The 15,663-nt window shown below is 59.8% G+C and carries 16 protein-coding genes and 1 other RNA gene; 15 read left to right on the plus strand and 2 right to left on the minus strand.

All coding sequences use genetic code 11. The features are described from left to right. Positions 1 to 17: 17 nt before the first annotated feature. The 3 genes from C3F12_12450 to C3F12_12460 all read left to right on the plus strand — a co-directional run bounded on the left by C3F12_12450 (position 18) and on the right by C3F12_12460 (position 4,273). Positions 18 to 3,665, plus strand: coding sequence for a hypothetical protein (locus C3F12_12450; protein PWB43482.1), 3,648 nt, complete (start codon positions 18 to 20; stop codon positions 3,663 to 3,665). A gap of 144 nt (positions 3,666 to 3,809) precedes the next feature. Continuing rightward, the gene (locus tag C3F12_12455; protein ID PWB43483.1) at positions 3,810 to 4,064 is read left to right on the plus strand and encodes a toxin HicA; all 255 of its coding nucleotides are present in this window, start codon (positions 3,810 to 3,812) and stop codon (positions 4,062 to 4,064) included. Next, on the plus strand, positions 4,061 to 4,273 hold the full coding sequence (locus C3F12_12460) for a hypothetical protein (protein ID PWB43484.1): 213 nt from the start codon (positions 4,061 to 4,063) through the stop codon (positions 4,271 to 4,273). The genes C3F12_12455 and C3F12_12460 overlap by 4 nt, the downstream gene beginning before the upstream one ends. Before the next feature lie 89 nt (positions 4,274 to 4,362). Here C3F12_12460 and C3F12_12465 read toward each other — a convergent pair whose 3' ends face one another. Beyond that, positions 4,363 to 4,785 carry a hypothetical protein gene (locus C3F12_12465; protein PWB43485.1) on the minus strand — a complete coding sequence of 141 codons (423 nt, stop codon included), beginning with the start codon at positions 4,783 to 4,785 and terminating at the stop codon, positions 4,363 to 4,365. Continuing rightward, positions 4,782 to 5,057 carry a hypothetical protein gene (locus C3F12_12470; GenBank protein PWB43486.1) on the minus strand — a complete coding sequence of 92 codons (276 nt, stop codon included), beginning with the start codon at positions 5,055 to 5,057 and terminating at the stop codon, positions 4,782 to 4,784. The genes C3F12_12465 and C3F12_12470 overlap by 4 nt, the downstream gene beginning before the upstream one ends. Positions 5,058 to 5,253: 196 nt before the next feature. Between C3F12_12470 and C3F12_12475 the strand changes: the two genes are divergently transcribed. From C3F12_12475 to C3F12_12530, 12 genes are all read left to right on the plus strand, one after another. Beyond that, complete coding sequence (locus C3F12_12475; GenBank protein ID PWB43487.1) at positions 5,254 to 7,671, plus strand: phenylalanine--tRNA ligase subunit beta; 2,418 nt, start codon at positions 5,254 to 5,256, stop codon at positions 7,669 to 7,671. 70 nt (positions 7,672 to 7,741) lie between these two features. Then, positions 7,742 to 8,059, plus strand: a complete 318-nt coding sequence (locus C3F12_12480; protein PWB43488.1) for a hypothetical protein — start codon at positions 7,742 to 7,744, stop codon at positions 8,057 to 8,059. A gap of 8 nt (positions 8,060 to 8,067) precedes the next feature. Then, complete coding sequence (locus C3F12_12485) at positions 8,068 to 8,403, plus strand: hypothetical protein (protein ID PWB43489.1); 336 nt, start codon at positions 8,068 to 8,070, stop codon at positions 8,401 to 8,403. A gap of 51 nt (positions 8,404 to 8,454) precedes the next feature. Then, positions 8,455 to 8,640: non-coding RNA, 6S RNA (gene ssrS, locus C3F12_12490), on the plus strand. 178 nt (positions 8,641 to 8,818) lie between these two features. Further along, positions 8,819 to 10,384 (plus strand): ribonuclease Y, encoded by a 1,566-nt coding sequence (gene rny, locus C3F12_12495; protein ID PWB43490.1) that lies wholly within the window; start codon positions 8,819 to 8,821, stop codon positions 10,382 to 10,384. An 18-nt stretch (positions 10,385 to 10,402) separates the two neighbouring features. Continuing rightward, positions 10,403 to 11,179, plus strand: a complete 777-nt coding sequence (locus C3F12_12500) for a TIGR00282 family metallophosphoesterase (protein ID PWB43491.1) — start codon at positions 10,403 to 10,405, stop codon at positions 11,177 to 11,179. An 8-nt stretch (positions 11,180 to 11,187) separates the two neighbouring features. Next, positions 11,188 to 12,054 (plus strand): bifunctional methylenetetrahydrofolate dehydrogenase/methenyltetrahydrofolate cyclohydrolase FolD, encoded by an 867-nt coding sequence (locus tag C3F12_12505; GenBank protein PWB43492.1) that lies wholly within the window; start codon positions 11,188 to 11,190, stop codon positions 12,052 to 12,054. Positions 12,055 to 12,091: 37 nt separating this feature from the next. Continuing rightward, a complete protein-coding gene (locus tag C3F12_12510) occupies positions 12,092 to 12,394 on the plus strand; it encodes a hypothetical protein (GenBank protein ID PWB43537.1) in 303 nt (100 codons plus the stop codon). Positions 12,395 to 12,404: 10 nt separating this feature from the next. Then, a complete protein-coding gene (locus tag C3F12_12515; GenBank protein ID PWB43493.1) occupies positions 12,405 to 12,770 on the plus strand; it encodes a hypothetical protein in 366 nt (121 codons plus the stop codon). Beyond that, a complete protein-coding gene (locus tag C3F12_12520) occupies positions 12,767 to 13,807 on the plus strand; it encodes an alcohol dehydrogenase (GenBank protein PWB43494.1) in 1,041 nt (346 codons plus the stop codon). The genes C3F12_12515 and C3F12_12520 overlap by 4 nt, the downstream gene beginning before the upstream one ends. Beyond that, positions 13,804 to 14,883 carry a hypothetical protein gene (locus C3F12_12525; GenBank protein ID PWB43495.1) on the plus strand — a complete coding sequence of 360 codons (1,080 nt, stop codon included), beginning with the start codon at positions 13,804 to 13,806 and terminating at the stop codon, positions 14,881 to 14,883. The genes C3F12_12520 and C3F12_12525 overlap by 4 nt, the downstream gene beginning before the upstream one ends. Before the next feature lie 209 nt (positions 14,884 to 15,092). Further along, a complete protein-coding gene (locus C3F12_12530; GenBank protein PWB43496.1) occupies positions 15,093 to 15,659 on the plus strand; it encodes a hypothetical protein in 567 nt (188 codons plus the stop codon). The last annotated feature ends 4 nt before the right edge of the window (positions 15,660 to 15,663 follow it).

A 15,663-nucleotide genomic window follows, 5' to 3' on the forward strand; every position in this document is an offset into this window, starting at 1 on the left:
GGAGGTTGCAGTAGGACATGTACGCCAAAAAGCGTATTGACCGGCCGCAACGCCTGGGGTTATATGTGACCAACCTCAATCGTAGCTTTCAGTATCACGAAATCCTGAGGAGCCGAATCCATAAGAAGGAGACTTCTATGAGGCGCCGCACGTGTGTGTTCTTGTTTGCGATGGTGGTGCTGGGTATCAGCGGACTGGTGTTGTGCGCGTCGGCCTATGCCCGCGGCATTGTTCCCGTAAGAGCCAAAAAAGTTCGATTGGGCACTATGCCTGCTTCGCTGACGCTGAATCTGAACAAAACGTCTCTTGTGCCCGGCGGTACGGTGACGGCTTCGTGGAAGGTCGAAGGCAGGCCTACCGGTCTTGAGTTATGGATTCGTGCACGTGAACCAGGAGATATTGAGACAGAACCAGGTCCGCTGGCCTATCATCCCGGCGTGCGCCCGCCCACAGGCCGTATATTCTACCTGAAGGCGGACCGCTCATGGGATGCTGCACCCGTTGCATATAGGAGCGTCCGAAGATTGGGTCGGGCTCAGCTTCGACTGCCGAACCATGAAGAGGGTCAGTGGCTCATCGAAGCGATGCTGCGCTCTACGGCGGATGGCAGTATTACCGCGTATGATGCCGTCAACCTGCTGGTCGGCTCCGGACCAGAGATCAACCTTCGTCTCAACCGGCCTGTTGCCAACAGCACCGACCAGGTGTCTGCCCGGCTCATCACCTCCGCCGGTCTATCGCCACGGGATATCAGGATTGCGGCCTGGTTGATCACGCCGGATCATACCCAGGTGTCGCTCCCCGCGTTCGAATCCGGGCTCCGGTTTCTGCATGAGGGGATATCTACTAACGCGAAATACACCTTGCTGAACCGGCCGATTGGACCGATGGGGCCTGGGAATTATCGTATACAGGTAAGGATGCTGGATGGGGCGACGGGCGCCCTGTTAAGGATGGCGGACGCCGGATTCAGCATCTGCGACTCGCCGTTAGGTACTATTTCCGGGACGGTGTACGACGCGAACCGGCAGGCGCTTGGAGGCGGGAATCCAGTCTCGGCGGAGGTACAGGCGTTGGATATCGATGATGGCGGTATGGCCGGCAGTATGGGCATCGGGACGGATGGTCGGTTTGCGATTGAATTGCCACCTGGGCGCTATCTCTTATCCGCCAATGTGATCGATTCCGCCGGACGTCATCAGGCGATCGCTGACCGCTTGGCGGTCATCGGGTGTGACGGAGGAGGCGTCACTGTGGATCTGACCGCAGGATTTCCGGCACCGCTTGATACGGCGTTCACGTTATCGAAGGAAACATCGGCACTTCGCTTGGCGGATCGAGCCGCCGAGCACGCATTGTTTAATGCAGCTCAGGGTACCTGCGGGGCTAATGCCTGCGATGGATTCCCGAAACCCAGGATGTTCATTACCACGACCACGACCAATGTGAGCGGGGACGAAGCAGATTTGTTGACCGGGCGTTTTCGGGTGCAAGTCCGCGACAGTCAGCGGGACGTGAATAGTATAACGGAGTCTGAGGTACGGGCCACGATCCAACATATCATTTTGGAGATGCAACTTGGAACAAATCCGGGTGCCCCGGTCACAGACCTCGACATATTGAGTAAAATGGTGGCTACCGAATTCCTTATGGTGTTGTCGTTCAAAAGTGACGCCACAGGTAAGTACCTCATAGCCAGCGTTTTGGATGTGAAGGACGGAAGCATCATTCGCAGGGTAGAGTCGAATCGGATTCCGAACAGCCAGGATTTTACGATAGAGATAGTTGACGATGTGGCGGCAAAGGTCGCCAGCAATCCCGATGACGCATACGGAAGACCGGCTCTGTTTGATCGACTGCGTCACGAGCAGGAGACGCCTTTCCTGCCATATCTGAAGGTGAACCTCAGCCCCGCTGAGGTACAGCACGGCGGGAGCGTGACCGTCACGGCCGTGCTGAGGGAAAAGGATGCAGGCGGCGCACTTCAGGCGAACCGGCCTGTTACGCTGTTTCATACGTTGCCCGGCGCGTCTACGCCGGTACGGATTGACGGTGTGACCGATACCAACGGCGCCTTCGTGACACAGCTACAGGTGGGCAACGCACCTGGCGAAGGAAAGGTGAATGCCCAATTTATTCGCAGAGGAAAGGTGTTACAGGACGAATTTGCAAGCTACAGGGTCAGGGGGACCGATGACCTGAATCTGAGTGCTGCGAGGGCAGAGACGCCGGCAGGTTCAAGCGAACAGGTGACCATCACGTTGAGCCATTTCGGGATGCCGATAGGGGGGGCCATCGTGACCCTGTCCGCCACTAGGGGGACATTGGATACCACCACCGTGACGACCGACTCAAATGGCCAGGCCACGGTGACATTTACAGCCGGAAACGAGGGAGGGCTCGCGAACATTACGGCTCAGACCCAGCTTTCACAAACAGCAACAGTGTCCACCAGTATGCCGCTAGCGGTTGACAGCGGCGTCGATACGACACTGCATGCGGATGCGAACTCGGTGTATAACGGCGTATCGACACAGGTCGTATCCGAGGTGCTGGTAGACGGGGCACGTGTGCCTGCGTTACCCGTAGAGTTCAGCTTGGGAGGCCCCGGTACGTTAAGTGCCGATAGCGGTGTGACCGACGAGAACGGGCGGATCAGCATCGACTACACGGCGCCCGATTCGGGAAGCGGATCAAGCGTGGTTACGGCTGTCGCCACGGTTGACGATCAGGAGTATACCCGCACGGTCACCATCTCTTATGGGCCACCGCAAGGGGTGTGTCAGCCTCCTGCTGGTGCGTCGTACTGTGTCACTGACCTAGACCTTGGGGGCAACAGCCAGATCTGCGCAAGGGGTATCAATAACAGCGGACAAGTGGTAGGTATGATCGGGGGTGGTGGATTTCTTTGGAAGCAGGGTACGGCTACGACATACATGACCGACTTGTTGGCAGAGGATATCAACGATGCCGGTCAAGTAGTGGGACGCATGGGAACTTCTGCAGTCCTGTGGCAAAACGGGTCAGTCACCAATCTGGGTTCATTGGGCGGCGCTGGGGGCTGGGCTACGGCCATCAACAACGCCGGACAGGTAGTTGGTTATTCCTACGAGCAGTCAGATCATCATGCATTCCTGTGGCACGACGGCGCGATGCAGGACCTGGGGACGGGTGTTGCAAATGGCATCAATAGTTACGGTCACGTGGTTGGCGAGTCCACATCATCCACAGGAGGGGCCGTTTTGTGGCAGGGAGGTGCACTGATTAACCTTAACGGTTCGGCTTTGGGAAGTCAAGCCTCTGACATTAACGATGCAGGTCAAATAGTCGGACAACAGTTTCGACTAGGTGAATTAATTCACGCCACAATGTGGGACAACGGTTCGACGATCGATCTCGGGTCACTCGGGTCAGCTAGTATGGCAGAGGCAATCAATAATCACGGTGAGGTAGTGGGCTTGGCAATCGTTTCTGGGAGGTGGCACGCCTTCGTATGGAAGAGTGGCGTCGGGATGCAAGACCTCAACACCCTTATCGGCCCCAATTGGGGGTGGGAACTTTCTAGAGCGACCGATATCAACGATCTGGGGCAGATCGTCGGTTGTAGTTTCGATCAACACCACATCCCGATACGCGCCTTCCTGTTGACGCCTGCAGGACGATAGGAGATCCAGAAAACTGATAAACGGCGGCTCGTACTTGATTGCAACAATACCCGTGACGTCATTCCCGCAGTCCTTAAGCGGGAATCCATTAGTCTTGTCGTGATGTGGATCGACAACAGATTACGATCAGCGTAGAATGCCTCCATGAGCATGGACCGGGTTCTGGGGCGAGTCCTCAGTGGAGTGTCCGACGCGAACATCCGGTTTGACGACCTGTGTCGGTTGCTCAGGAGCCTTGGCTTTGACATGCGGGTTCGCGGCGGTCATCATATCTTTCGCAAAGCAGGAGTAGAGGAGAAGATCAACCTCCAGCGGGAGGGGAGTGAGGCGAAGCCATACCAAGTACGTCAGGTACGGGCGGTGATCCTGAAGTATCGGTTTGGAGGGCAGGAGCCATGAACAAGTACGAAGTGATCATATACTGGAGTGAAGAAGATCAGGCATTCGTTGCCGAAGTGCCCGAACTGCCGGGTTGTTCAGCCCACGGAGCGACGCACGAGGGCGCACTGGCCAATGCTCAAGAGGCGATCCGCCTTTGGATCGACACGGCCACAGAATTTGGTGATCCTATTCCTGTCCCGAAAGGGCGGCGGCTGATTTTCGCCTAGTCTCAGGCGAGACCATCCAACTCCCAATTTCCGGGGCCGTGAGGGCGGTCAAGGCTGATAGAGTGGTGGCGCCATCGACGCGCGGCCCATCAGATCACGGTAAGGCCCAGTCGGCGAAAGTCATTATCGAACGCAAGACAGGGGATCGCCCCCAGGCGATCTTTCACGACGACTGCCGAGATTGCATCGCACAATGAAATTTTCCAGTCACGACTGACTCGGCTGAATAATGCCAGGGCTTTTTGTCGTTCCGCGTCATCCACATACACGAGATTCAGCGTCGGTAAAACCCGCCGAAGAAACGTCTGTGCTCCCAGGTAGCTATAACGATACCGGAGCAGCGTGACGGTTTCGACGATCACCTCCCAGGTTGTCGCAATCCCGACGCTATGCTCCTCAACCTGGCGGACTAAAGCCTGCGCACGTCCATGATCCCGATCACGGCGGTCCAGTGCGGCGTAAAAATACGAGGTATCGGCGAACACAACCTGCGTTCCCTCAGGGATCGTCATTTGCCCTTCCGGTGGTAGAGATGGACATCATGGTCTCTGGCGACGGCATGTCGCTTGGTCGAACTGCTGTCAGGCTCGCCGATCTCCTCGGCTGCTCGTAGGAGCGCTGCGCCGGTACCCAGGCGTCGCCGTTGCCCCTTAGGGGTCACGAGTTCACCGAGGACGATGTCATTCACCGTAATCTCATACGTCAGATCCGGGTTCTCCTGCACCTGTTTGAGTAGTTGGGACAACTGCTTTCTCGCTTCACTGACCGGTATTCTCACGCCCATCGCGTACCTCCTCTATGATGTACAATATATAACACAATGTAATCTACAATTCGCTTCGCTGTCAAGTCATCAGAAGAACAGAAGAAGAACAGGACCCTTTTCCGTTGACAGCGGCGGTTTTGTCGCGTTATTGTCCCCGTCGGTTTTGGGATTCAGCGGCAATGCAACTGCGTGGGCAAAGAGGTCGAATGAGACGATGAAGGTATCGCTAAAATGGTTGTCTGACTATGTCAATGTGGCTCTGCCAGCTCAGGAGCTGGCCCATCGACTGACCATGTCAGGGACCGAGGTGGGTGGGATCGAAGAGCGCGGTAACGGCTGGCCCGGGATTGTTGTCGCCAGGGTTGAATTCCTTGGTCCGCACCCGACGGTCGATTCCCTTACCCTGGTGGGTGTGGAACTGCTTGGCGAGAGAATCACTGTCGTAAGCGGCGCGACGAATCTGAAGGTCGGTGACAAGGTGCCGTATGCGTCGGTCGGGGCTTGCCTGACGGATGCCCAAACGGGGCGGCCGACCGTGGTGGACGCCGCTCAGATTCAGGGGGTCACCTCGCGAGGCGTACTCTGCTCCGAAAAGGAACTGGGCCTGTCGGAGGCTCACGAGGGGGTGTTGATCCTTCCTGGTGAGGTCGAGATTGGTGTGCCGCTCAATACCGTATTGGGGGACACCGTTCTCGATCTCGAGGTGACGCCCAACAGGCCGGATTGTCTCAGCATGATCGGGGTCGCGCGCGAGGTGGCCGCTATCACCGAGGAGCCGCTCCATCTGCCCGATCTCTCCTACCAAGAGGAGGGGGGTGATGTTCAGGATGAGGTCCAGGTGGACATCCTGACACCCGACCTGTGCCCACGCTACAGCGCAACCGCGGTCCATGGGGTTAGCGTCGGCCCGTCCCCATCATGGCTCCAGCGGCGCCTGATGGCGGCGGGCGTACGGCCCATCAATAATGTCGTCGATGTCACAAACTATGTCATGCTGGAATATGGGCAGCCACTGCATGCGTTCGACTACGACACGATTCGCGACAGACGGATTGTCGTGCGGCGCGCCGCACCTGGAGAATCGCTTCGGACGCTGGACGGTGTCGTACGGACACTGTCGCCCGAGATGCTGGTGATCGCCGATGCCGATCGTCCTGTGGCGCTTGCCGGGATCATGGGCGGCTCGGAGACGGAGGTGACCCAGTCGACCACACATGTGCTGCTGGAGTCGGCCAACTTCAATCCCGCCTCGATCCGGCAGAGTTGCCGTGTGCTGCGGCTGAGGACCGAGGCGTCGTTCCGTTTCGATAAGGGGCTCTCGCCGGTTACGGCTCCCGTCGCGCTGCGGCGGGCCACCAAGCTGCTTGTGGAGATCTGCGGCGGTACAGCGTCGCGCGGGTTGCAGGATGCATTTCCTGCGCCCAGAGAAGCGATGGAGGTCGGGATTACTCCGGCAGAGCTTCGCCGCGTTCTGGGTATTGATCTGACAGTAGCGCAGATTCGGGAGGTATTGGCCGGTCGACTGGGGTTCGAGTGCCGCGAAGATGGTACCGGTCTGCGGGTGATACCGCCGGCGCACAGAGGCGACATTCAGATTCCCGTCGATCTGGTGGAAGAGGTGGCGCGCCTGATCGGCTATGATCGGATTCCGACGGCCACGTTGGCCGGTCATCTCCCTGATCACCCGCCTCAGCCGATCCACGGTCTGATCGAACGGATCAGTGATCTGTTGGTTGGCTGCGGCCTTCAGGAGGTCATTACCTATTCGCTGGTGGGTCGGCGCCTGCCGGCCAAGATGGTGACGGGGAGTGATCTCGGAACCGCGCATGAGCTTCGTCTGGCGAACCCGATGACTCCAGATCAGGAGACCCTTCGCACGTCGTTGCTGCCAAGCCTCCTGGAATGTCTGCACAAGAATATTCGACAGGACGAGGCCGGTCCTCGTCTGTTTGAGATCGGACGGATCTATCTGCCGCGCCATGACGACCTGCCCCTGGAGCGGCATATGCTGGTCATAGGCCTCACGGGGCCCCGATGGCCGAGGCAATGGAGTCGGGCCGTCTTACCATCGGACTTTTATGATCTGAAGGGCATCGTAGAGGTGTTGCTCGATCGCCTGAAGCTCGGGCCGATACACTTCATCCACATCACAGATCAGCCGCCGTTTCACCCGGGGCGGACAACGGCAGTATACACTGGGGATGTCAGGCTTGGTGTGATCGGGGAGCTTCACCCGGCAGTCGGGCGCGCCCTTGAGGTTCGAGCCCCCGTGTATCTGGCTGAATTTGACCTGGAGCAGCTTCTGGACGTCGTCGGGGAAGGGCTCTGGCGGGTTGAGCCGCCGTCCCGTTTTCCCGCAGTTCGACGAGACCTGGCGCTGGTTGTTCCGGAGCATGTGCCGGTTGCTGAGCTGTTCGAGATCATCAGGCAGGCGGGGCGGCCCCTGCTCGAACAGGTGGAGTTGTTCGATCTGTTCCGCGGCGGAGAACTGCCACACGGATATAAATCGTGTGGGATTGGCTTGGTCTTTCGGTCTTCGGACCAGACCCTGACCGACGACGCAGTCGTTCAAGTGGAAACCCATATTATTCAGCAGTTACGACGAATCACCGGGGCGCATTTACGGGGATAGTTTTCGCTTTACAAGGGTGCGGGGCTTTGGTAGGCTTTCACCGGGTGATAGCGCGCACAGCGGAGAACTCATGCGAGAACACGCGGTAGACCAGGACCACACGATGCTTGCCGAGAAACTGGAGGAGTTGGAAGGTCGAGTGAAGTTGGTTGTCGCGCTCATGGCAAGGTTGAAGGAAGAAAAGGGCGTTCTGGCGCGGCGGGTGGAGGAGATGCAGGCCGTCATCATGACGCGGACGGAACAGGTGGGAGCGCTTGAAGCCGCACGAAAGAAGGATCAGGAGCAACTTAACCGAATGACAGAGGAACGTGAGGAGGTTCGACTCAAGATAGATCGACTGTTGGAGGAGATCGCACGGATTGAGGCTGCTGTTGAGTCCGGTGCGTGAGGACCCGCATGGAGCAACTGGTCAGTGTCACCATTAGGGGTGAGCAATACACGATCCGGGCGACCGAAGATCCATCGTACGTCCGGGAGGTTGCGGCATATGTCGATGCAAAGTGTGATGGGGTCGTCAAGAGATCTCAGTCGCTTCCACCCACAAAGGCCGTTGTTCTGGCCTCACTCAATATTGCGGATGAGCTGTTTAAGGCAGAGAGAGAACGTGAGCGGTCCGAGCAATGGATTGCGGCGAAGCTGGGTACACTATCAGAGCTGTTGAGAGCCGCCATTGAAAAAGATGCAAGCAGCTCTCACGGCGTGGATCAAGAGTCGGAAGTCGGTGGCGTATAGGTGGAGCAAGAGGGCTGCGATGTATCATCCTGCGCAGCATAGTATTGGCGAGACCCCCTGCCGTGTTCGTGATGAGGGTACGTATTTTTGAACCAACAGAAAACAACGGGGGCCCTTTTCGCAGCGTGGTGTGCATAGCCCCACTGACGTGGGGAGAGCCTGAAGCGTTGCCCGGGCAGCCACCTGGTTAGCCAGGTTCAAACCTCACCCCTCAAACGGCACAAAGGTGGGGGGTTCACCCCTCCTTCCCTATCGCAGACTCACGCGGTATCAAGGTCACTCACGCTTTGTACCTTTCTCGCCTCGATCCAAGCGCGTTGCCCGATCCCACAGGACGTAATCCCCATATGATGATTTTTCCGGCCATGCATGGAATGGCCTTGGCATAGGACGTGTGGAAGGAGGTGGGCCTCCGTTGGCAATAGGCGTTGATCAGCTTGCGATCGTTCTGATCGTAGCAATTGCAAGTGTTGTGGTCGGATACCTGCTGAGAAAGCAGGTCTTCGAAAGCAAGATAGCCGAGGCGGAAACCTTGGCCAAGCGTATCGTGACCGAGGCAGAAAAAGAGGCGGAAACCAAAATCCGGGAGGCAGAGCTCGAGGCCAAGGAACTGGCTATCCAGGCGAAGGCCGATCTGGAGCGCGAGACCAAGAGCCGGCGTCACGAGATCGAGAGCGCGCAGCGCCAGTTGAATCAGAAGGAGGAGACCGTCGAGCGGAGGCTGGAGCAGTTGGAACGACGGGACCGCGAGTTGGATTCGCTGGCCAAAGAGCTCGGTAGCCGGGAGCAGGCTGCGGCCGGCAAAGAGGCTCAGTGCGCTCAGTTGATGGATGAGGCGCAGCGACAACTCGAGCGCATCTCCGGCCTCACGGCCGAAGAGGCCAGGAAGATCCTCCTTCAGAATCTGGAGCAGGAGGCCAGAACCGAGTCGATCGCCTTGTTCAAGCGGCTTGAGGATGAGACGAGGATGGCGGCAGAGGCCAAGGCCAAAGAGATCCTGACCATTGCTGTCGATAAGTGCGCCCCGGAGGTCATCACGGAATCGACGGTCTCCGTGGTGGATTTGCCGAACGAGGAGATGAAGGGACGGATCATCGGCCGGGAGGGACGCAACATCCGGGCCTTCGAACGAGCCACAGGGATCGATGTGATCGTGGACGATACCCCCGAAGCGGTGATCCTGTCCGGCTTCGATCCGATCCGGCGGGCCATCGCCAAGGAGGCGCTGCAACGGCTCATCACCGATGGGCGAATCCATCCGGCTCGTATCGAAGAAATGGTCGAGAAGGTGAAGGGTGAGATCGACGACGACATCAAGAAAACCGGTGAGCGAGCGGCCTTTGAAGTGGGAATCAACAACCTCCACCCCGAACTCGTGCGCTTGATCGGGCGACTCAAGTATCGGACCAGCTATTCACAGAATCAGCTTCAGCACACGATAGAGGTGGCACAACTTGCCGGCATCATGGCGGCCGAGTTGGGGCTCGATGTCAAGGTAGCCAAGCGGGCGGGTTTGCTCCACGATATCGGGAAGTCGGCCGATGTCAACATGGAGGGAACGCACGTCTCCATTTCGGCAGAGTTAGCCAAAAAGTACGGCGAGCACCCGCGGGTTGTGAACGCAATCGCCGCCCACCATGAGGATGTTGAGATCACCTGCCTGGAGGCCGTCGTGCTCCAGGTGGCCGATACGCTCTCGGCGGCGAGACCCGGCGCCAGACGTGAGCTGCTGGAAAGCTACGTCAAACGACTCGAGGGATTGGAGCGGATCGCGAACTCTTTTGCCGGGGTCAGCAAGACATATGCCGTTCAGGCAGGACGCGAGGTGCGAATTATCGTCGAGAGCGCTGATGTGTCGGATGTGCAGTCGTATCAGCTTGCGCGGGATGTGGCAAAGCGAATCGAAGAGGAACTCCAGTATCCCGGCCATATCAAGGTGACCGTGATCCGCGAAACCAGGGCCGTGGAGTACGCAAAATAGAGTAGTGCGAGGTGCGAGGTGCGCATTTTATTCATTGGCGACATTATCGGCAAGCCGGGTCGTGAGATCGTGGCAACCGTCTTGCCGCGTCTGGTCAGGGAGCAGACGATCGACCTCGTCATTGCGAACGGCGAAAACCTGGCCGGTGGCTTCGGCGTCACAGCCGCGATCGCGGAGGAGATGTTCGCGCTTGGCGTGGATCTCCTGACATCCGGTAATCATGTCTGGGATAAGAAGGAGGTTGAGGGATATATCGGGAAGGAGGAGCGTCTCCTGCGACCCGCCAACTACCCGGAACCGGCGCCGGGGAGGGGAAGTACGGTGATAGACAAAGGCGGCTGTCTTGTCGGGGTACTCAATCTGCAGGGGCGGGCGTTCATGCCTACGCTCGACTGCCCGTTCCGAGTGGGTGACCGCGAGATCAACCGGTTACGTCGGGAAACAACCCTCATCTTCGTCGATTTTCATGGCGAGGCAACGGCTGAGAAACAGGCCTTTGCCTGGTATGTTGACGGGCGGGTCTCGGCGGTGATCGGCTCCCATACGCATGTGCAGACCGCCGACGAGCGGATTCTTCCAGGAGGGACGGCGCTTCTCACCGACGCAGGGATGACGGGCGGATATGACTCGGTCATCGGGATGGGCATCGAGGCGCCGATCGCCAAATTCCTGTCCGGTCTGCCGAAGCAGTACCGACCGGCTACGGGGGCACCTCGACTGTGCGGGGTCGTCGTGGAGATCGACGAGCGGACCGGCCGCTCGAATTCCATCCTGCGGATCCAGCGGGAACCCTAGGCGGACGCATGTCAGCACGGATCATCGATGGCAAGGCGATTGCGGCGGACATTCGCCGAGAAGTCCAGCTTGATGTCGCTGCAATGGCTGCGCAGACCGGGGTCGTGCCGTGCCTGGCCGCGATCCTCGTCGGGAACGATCCGGCCGCTGCAACCTACGTCCGGAATAAGGCCAGGGCGTGCAGGGAGGTCGGGATCACCTCGGTGCGGATCGATCTGCCGACCGATCTGTCGGAGGCGTTCCTGCTTCACGAGATCGAGCGTCTGAACAGCGATCCCACCATACACGCGATCCTTGTCCAGCTTCCGCTTCCACCCCACATCGGCGAACGGCGGGTCCTGGAGACGATCCACCCTGAAAAGGATGTGGACGGGTTTCACCCTGCCAACCTGGGAGGACTGCTGGTCGGGTCACCTCTCTTTGTGGCGTCGACACCGCTGGGCATTCTTGAGCTGCTGAATCGATCGGGTGTGGGTATCGAGGGGAAGCACGCCGTCATTGTCGGCTGGAGTGTGATCGTCGGCAAACCGACGGCGTTCCTTCTGCTGCAAAATCACGCGACCGTCACCATCTGCCACATCAAGACCCGCGATCTTGCCTCGCATACCCGCCAGGCCGATATCCTTGTCGTGGCGGCAGGGAAGCCCGGTCTGGTCACCGGCTCGATGGTGAAAGACGGCGCCGTCGTGATTGATGTCGGTGTGAATCGCCTGAGCGACGGTCGGGTTGTCGGCGATGTGGACTTTCCTGAGGTTGCGGAGAAGGCCTCGCTGATTACGCCGGTGCCTGGCGGGGTGGGCCCGATGACGGTCGCCATGCTCTTGCGCAATACGGCAGATGCCTGTCGTCGCTGGTGTGATGCTCAACGGTTGTGAGGTGCCGCGTCGATAGTCGGCAGCGTACGTGATCGATATGGCGGAACAGTCAAAGCGTCCAAATAAAGAACCGACCGCACCGGAAGCTGAAGAGCATGAGGCCCCGCTGTTGACGAAGGAGGAGGCCATCGCTGAGGTGCAGCGGTGGTTTGAACGGTACAAGATCGATCCGAACCAGATCTTCGCCAGGGTGGGAGAGACCATCGTCCGCTACGGCGACCTGATTCCTCACCTCGAGCGGGACACCGATGAGGGGCGATTGCTGCTTCGCGCCATTTCTCGCGGTCGAGTGGTCCGACAACAGCGCGGATTTCCTGGTAGCCTGGACAGAGAAAAATAGCGGGCGAACGGTGATATCGACACAATCGTCTGATCCGACCGAGGTGATCGTCGACCGCCAGGAGCGGGCCTTGATGATTACATGGCGCGACGGACATTGCAGCCGCTATCCATTTGACGATCTGCGGCGCGATTGTCCATGCGCCTCCTGTAATGACGCCAGGGACAAGCGGACGCATACCCGAGAGCTCCTGGTGCTGAGCGGTCCGGTCCTGAAACCCGGCGAGGTGCAGATCACCAACTATCGACCTGTGGGATGGTATGCGCTGAACTTCACCTGGAGCGACGGACACGATACCGGCATCTATACCTACGAGTCGCTACGGGCGAACTGCCCGTGTGAGCAGTGTACCGGTACGGCAACGGTGACCGGATGAACGCGATCCGACTGCTGGGACCGGGGGCTGTGGAATGTACCGAACTGCCGGTTCCATCCATTGGACCCGGCGAATTGCTGCTGGCAATGCGAGCGTGCGGTCTGTGCGGGTCCGACCTGGCAAAGATCTTCGGGAAGACCCCGCTGAAGCCGCCCGTCCCGCTGGGCCACGAGTTGGTAGGGGTGGTTCAGGCGGTTGGCGAGGGGGTCCAGCGGTTTGCGCCGGGTGACCGCCTGGCCGTGGCGCACCATGTCCCCTGTGGCCGGTGCCGTTACTGTCGCCACGGCAACGATTCGATGTGCCCTCAGTTCAAAGCGACCAACATCGATCCCGGCGGCTTTGCCGAGTTCGTTCGGATTCCTGCCATGCAGACCGCGCAGGCGGCCTTCGCGCTGCCTGACTCTCTTCCGGATGATGTCGGCATCTTCATGGAGCCGGTGGCCTGCGCGTTGCGGGCGGTCAAACGATCCGACGTCCAGGCTGGGGATCAGATCGTCGTCGTGGGCGCCGGATGTATGGGGGTGCTGGTCGCGCAGGCTGTCGCCGTATTCGGCGCGAGGCCGATCTGTGTGGATATTCGACAGGATCGCCTCGAGTTGGCTCGAACGCTCGGCATCGAGACGACCCTGAATGTGACCGGATCCGATCCGTGCGCGGCGCTTCGCTCGGTGGCGGACGATGACGGGGTCGATGGTGCGATCTTCACCGCGGTCAATGCGCCGATGGTGGAGGCAGCGCTCGGCGTCCTGCGTGCCGGAGGGACAATCAACCTCTTCGCGGACGCGGGCGAGGCCGGACGTATGCCGATCGACCTCGGTCTCTTCTACCGACAGGAGCTGTCGCTTACGGCAACCTACTCGGCTACGCCGGTCGAGTTGGAACAGGCGATTCGCCTCCTGGTCTCCGGACGGATCCGAACCGCCCCCCTCATCAGTCATCGGTTTGACCTGAGCCGGTTCGCCGAGGGTGCACGCCTGCAGCGGGAAGGGCAGGCGACGAAGGTCCTGTTTTATGCAAAAGGAGCAGGGACGGCATGATCCCCGGAGAGACCCGCAACCGGACGATGACGGCGGCGGTACTTCACGGTCCGGAAGACGTGCGGCTGGAGGAGGTGCCGATCCCGCCGATCGGGCCCAGGGAGCTGCTGGCCAGGGTTGAAGCCGCCTCCATCGATTTTACCGATCGCAAGGTCTACCTGCGCGGCTCTCACCCGATGATGCGGATTCCGGGACTCTTCGGGCACGAGTGGGCCGGGGTCGTGGCAGCGCGCGGCCAACAGGCCGATGATCGGTGGCAGCCCGGCATGCGGGTGGTTGCGGCCAATTCGGCCCCCTGTACCGACCAGGATCCGGCGGCTCGCTGTCGCGCGTGCCGTCGCGCCCGCCAGGGTATGTGCGAACGATTGCTGTATAATAACGGCGCCTTCGCCCCCTACCTCCGGATCCCTCAACGGATTGTCGAGGTCAACCTGTACGAGTTGCCTGCGCAGGTTCCCTTTGAGGAGGCCGCCCTGGCCGAGCCGCTCGCCTGCGTCATGCACGCGGTCCGGCGGGTGCCGATCGCCGACGGCGATCAGATCGTCGTTGTCGGAGCCGGACCGATCGGCCTGCTGTTCATTGCCGTCCTGCGGCATCGGTACGGGTCGTCGATCCGTCTCGTCAGCGTAGATCATCATGAGGATCGTCTGGCGCTCGCGAAGAGCCTCGGTGCGGATGCGGCGTTGAATACGGCCGGTGGATCGGAGAAAGAGGGCGTGCAGGCGGCCTTGGGCAGCGGAGGGGCCGATGTCGTCATCGAGGCGGTCGGGAGTACGCAGGCACATCAGGAGGCGTTTGAGCTGGTCGGTCGGGGAGGGACGCTGATCCCCTTCGGCGGGGTGGCGAAGGACGCGGTGCTTCCTCTCGACCTGCATCGGTTACACTATGAAGAGATCCGGATCGTTCCGATCTACCACCATACCCCGGCAGATTTTGCCGATGCCGTCCAGGCGATCGCTCGCCGCGAGGTGCCGGTCGGTCGACTCATCACCGCCCGCCTCCCCCTCAGGGAGTTGCCGCGAGCACTCGAGATGGTCCAGGAGCGGACGACGTTGCGGACGATCCTGTTGCCGTAGGGTTAACGGAGCGGACAAGGCGGGTGAGAGCCGGTTCAGACAGAGGCGCGGGTGAGCTGGGCCTTGCTGTCTGCGCGCAAGAAAGTGTTGACAGGATCGGCTGGCGGCGATAAGGATAGTGCGGGTTCCGGCGGCCATCAAGCCGCGGTACCCCAATACGGAATCGACTGAATAGGGTGGTGCAGACTGTGGGGAACGGAACCGAACGCATGCTGATTGTACCGCGGTCTTCAATGTCGAGCGTTGTGCGCGCCGGCCGCGCGATGGTTCCGGTCCGCGTAAGCCGGCGCGAGCCGACCCGGGACCGGGTCGATACGACGTCACCGAAGCTGCGCTTTCATCATTATCGGGCGGTGCAGTGGATACTGACGGGCGGGCCGATGGCGGCGGCCTATGTCCCCGTCGTTGAGCATGACGACTGCCGGGGTTGCCTGGTCTGCACCCGTACCACCGATTGGTTTATGGAGTTCGCGCGCCTGGCCCATCGTCTGACCGGGATCAATCTGCGCGACTGCCTGCACTGGGGCCATCTGTTCGACAATCCGAAGCCGCTGATTGTGCCTGCCTCGAACCTGCTTCGGTGCAACCAGAGTACGGTAGCGGAACTAGGCGACAGCTACCTCAGCCTCAGCGAACACGCCCGTCCTCCTTTACGGGATCACTGGTCGTCTGACCAGACCCTGTCACAGCGCGAACGGTTTGAGGACCGATTGATCATCGTGGGCAGGATGGTGGAACTGTGGGAGGATGGGCAGTACATCGGCTGGCCCAGTTAGACAG

Source organism: Candidatus Methylomirabilota bacterium (genome assembly GCA_003104975.1).
In the GTDB taxonomy this organism is placed as follows: domain Bacteria; phylum Methylomirabilota; class Methylomirabilia; order Methylomirabilales; family Methylomirabilaceae; genus Methylomirabilis.

What these genes read in the sequence shown, in the direction of transcription:
- C3F12_12450 (PWB43482.1), top strand. Translation starts at nt 18, where the DNA reads ATGTACGCCAAAAAGCGTATTGACCGGCCGCAACGCCTGGGGTTATAT.
- C3F12_12505 (PWB43492.1), top strand. Translation starts at nt 11,188, where the DNA reads ATGTCAGCACGGATCATCGATGGCAAGGCGATTGCGGCGGACATTCGC.
- C3F12_12455 (PWB43483.1), top strand. Translation starts at nt 3,810, where the DNA reads ATGAGCATGGACCGGGTTCTGGGGCGAGTCCTCAGTGGAGTGTCCGAC.
- C3F12_12480 (PWB43488.1), top strand. Translation starts at nt 7,742, where the DNA reads ATGCGAGAACACGCGGTAGACCAGGACCACACGATGCTTGCCGAGAAA.
- C3F12_12530 (PWB43496.1), top strand. Translation starts at nt 15,093, where the DNA reads ATGCTGATTGTACCGCGGTCTTCAATGTCGAGCGTTGTGCGCGCCGGC.
- C3F12_12460 (PWB43484.1), top strand. Translation starts at nt 4,061, where the DNA reads ATGAACAAGTACGAAGTGATCATATACTGGAGTGAAGAAGATCAGGCA.
- C3F12_12470 (PWB43486.1), bottom strand. Translation starts at nt 5,057, where the DNA reads ATGGGCGTGAGAATACCGGTCAGTGAAGCGAGAAAGCAGTTGTCCCAA.
- C3F12_12525 (PWB43495.1), top strand. Translation starts at nt 13,804, where the DNA reads ATGATCCCCGGAGAGACCCGCAACCGGACGATGACGGCGGCGGTACTT.
- C3F12_12475 (PWB43487.1), top strand. Translation starts at nt 5,254, where the DNA reads ATGAAGGTATCGCTAAAATGGTTGTCTGACTATGTCAATGTGGCTCTG.
- C3F12_12520 (PWB43494.1), top strand. Translation starts at nt 12,767, where the DNA reads ATGAACGCGATCCGACTGCTGGGACCGGGGGCTGTGGAATGTACCGAA.
- C3F12_12485 (PWB43489.1), top strand. Translation starts at nt 8,068, where the DNA reads ATGGAGCAACTGGTCAGTGTCACCATTAGGGGTGAGCAATACACGATC.
- C3F12_12510 (PWB43537.1), top strand. Translation starts at nt 12,092, where the DNA reads ATGGCGGAACAGTCAAAGCGTCCAAATAAAGAACCGACCGCACCGGAA.
- C3F12_12465 (PWB43485.1), bottom strand. Translation starts at nt 4,785, where the DNA reads ATGACGATCCCTGAGGGAACGCAGGTTGTGTTCGCCGATACCTCGTAT.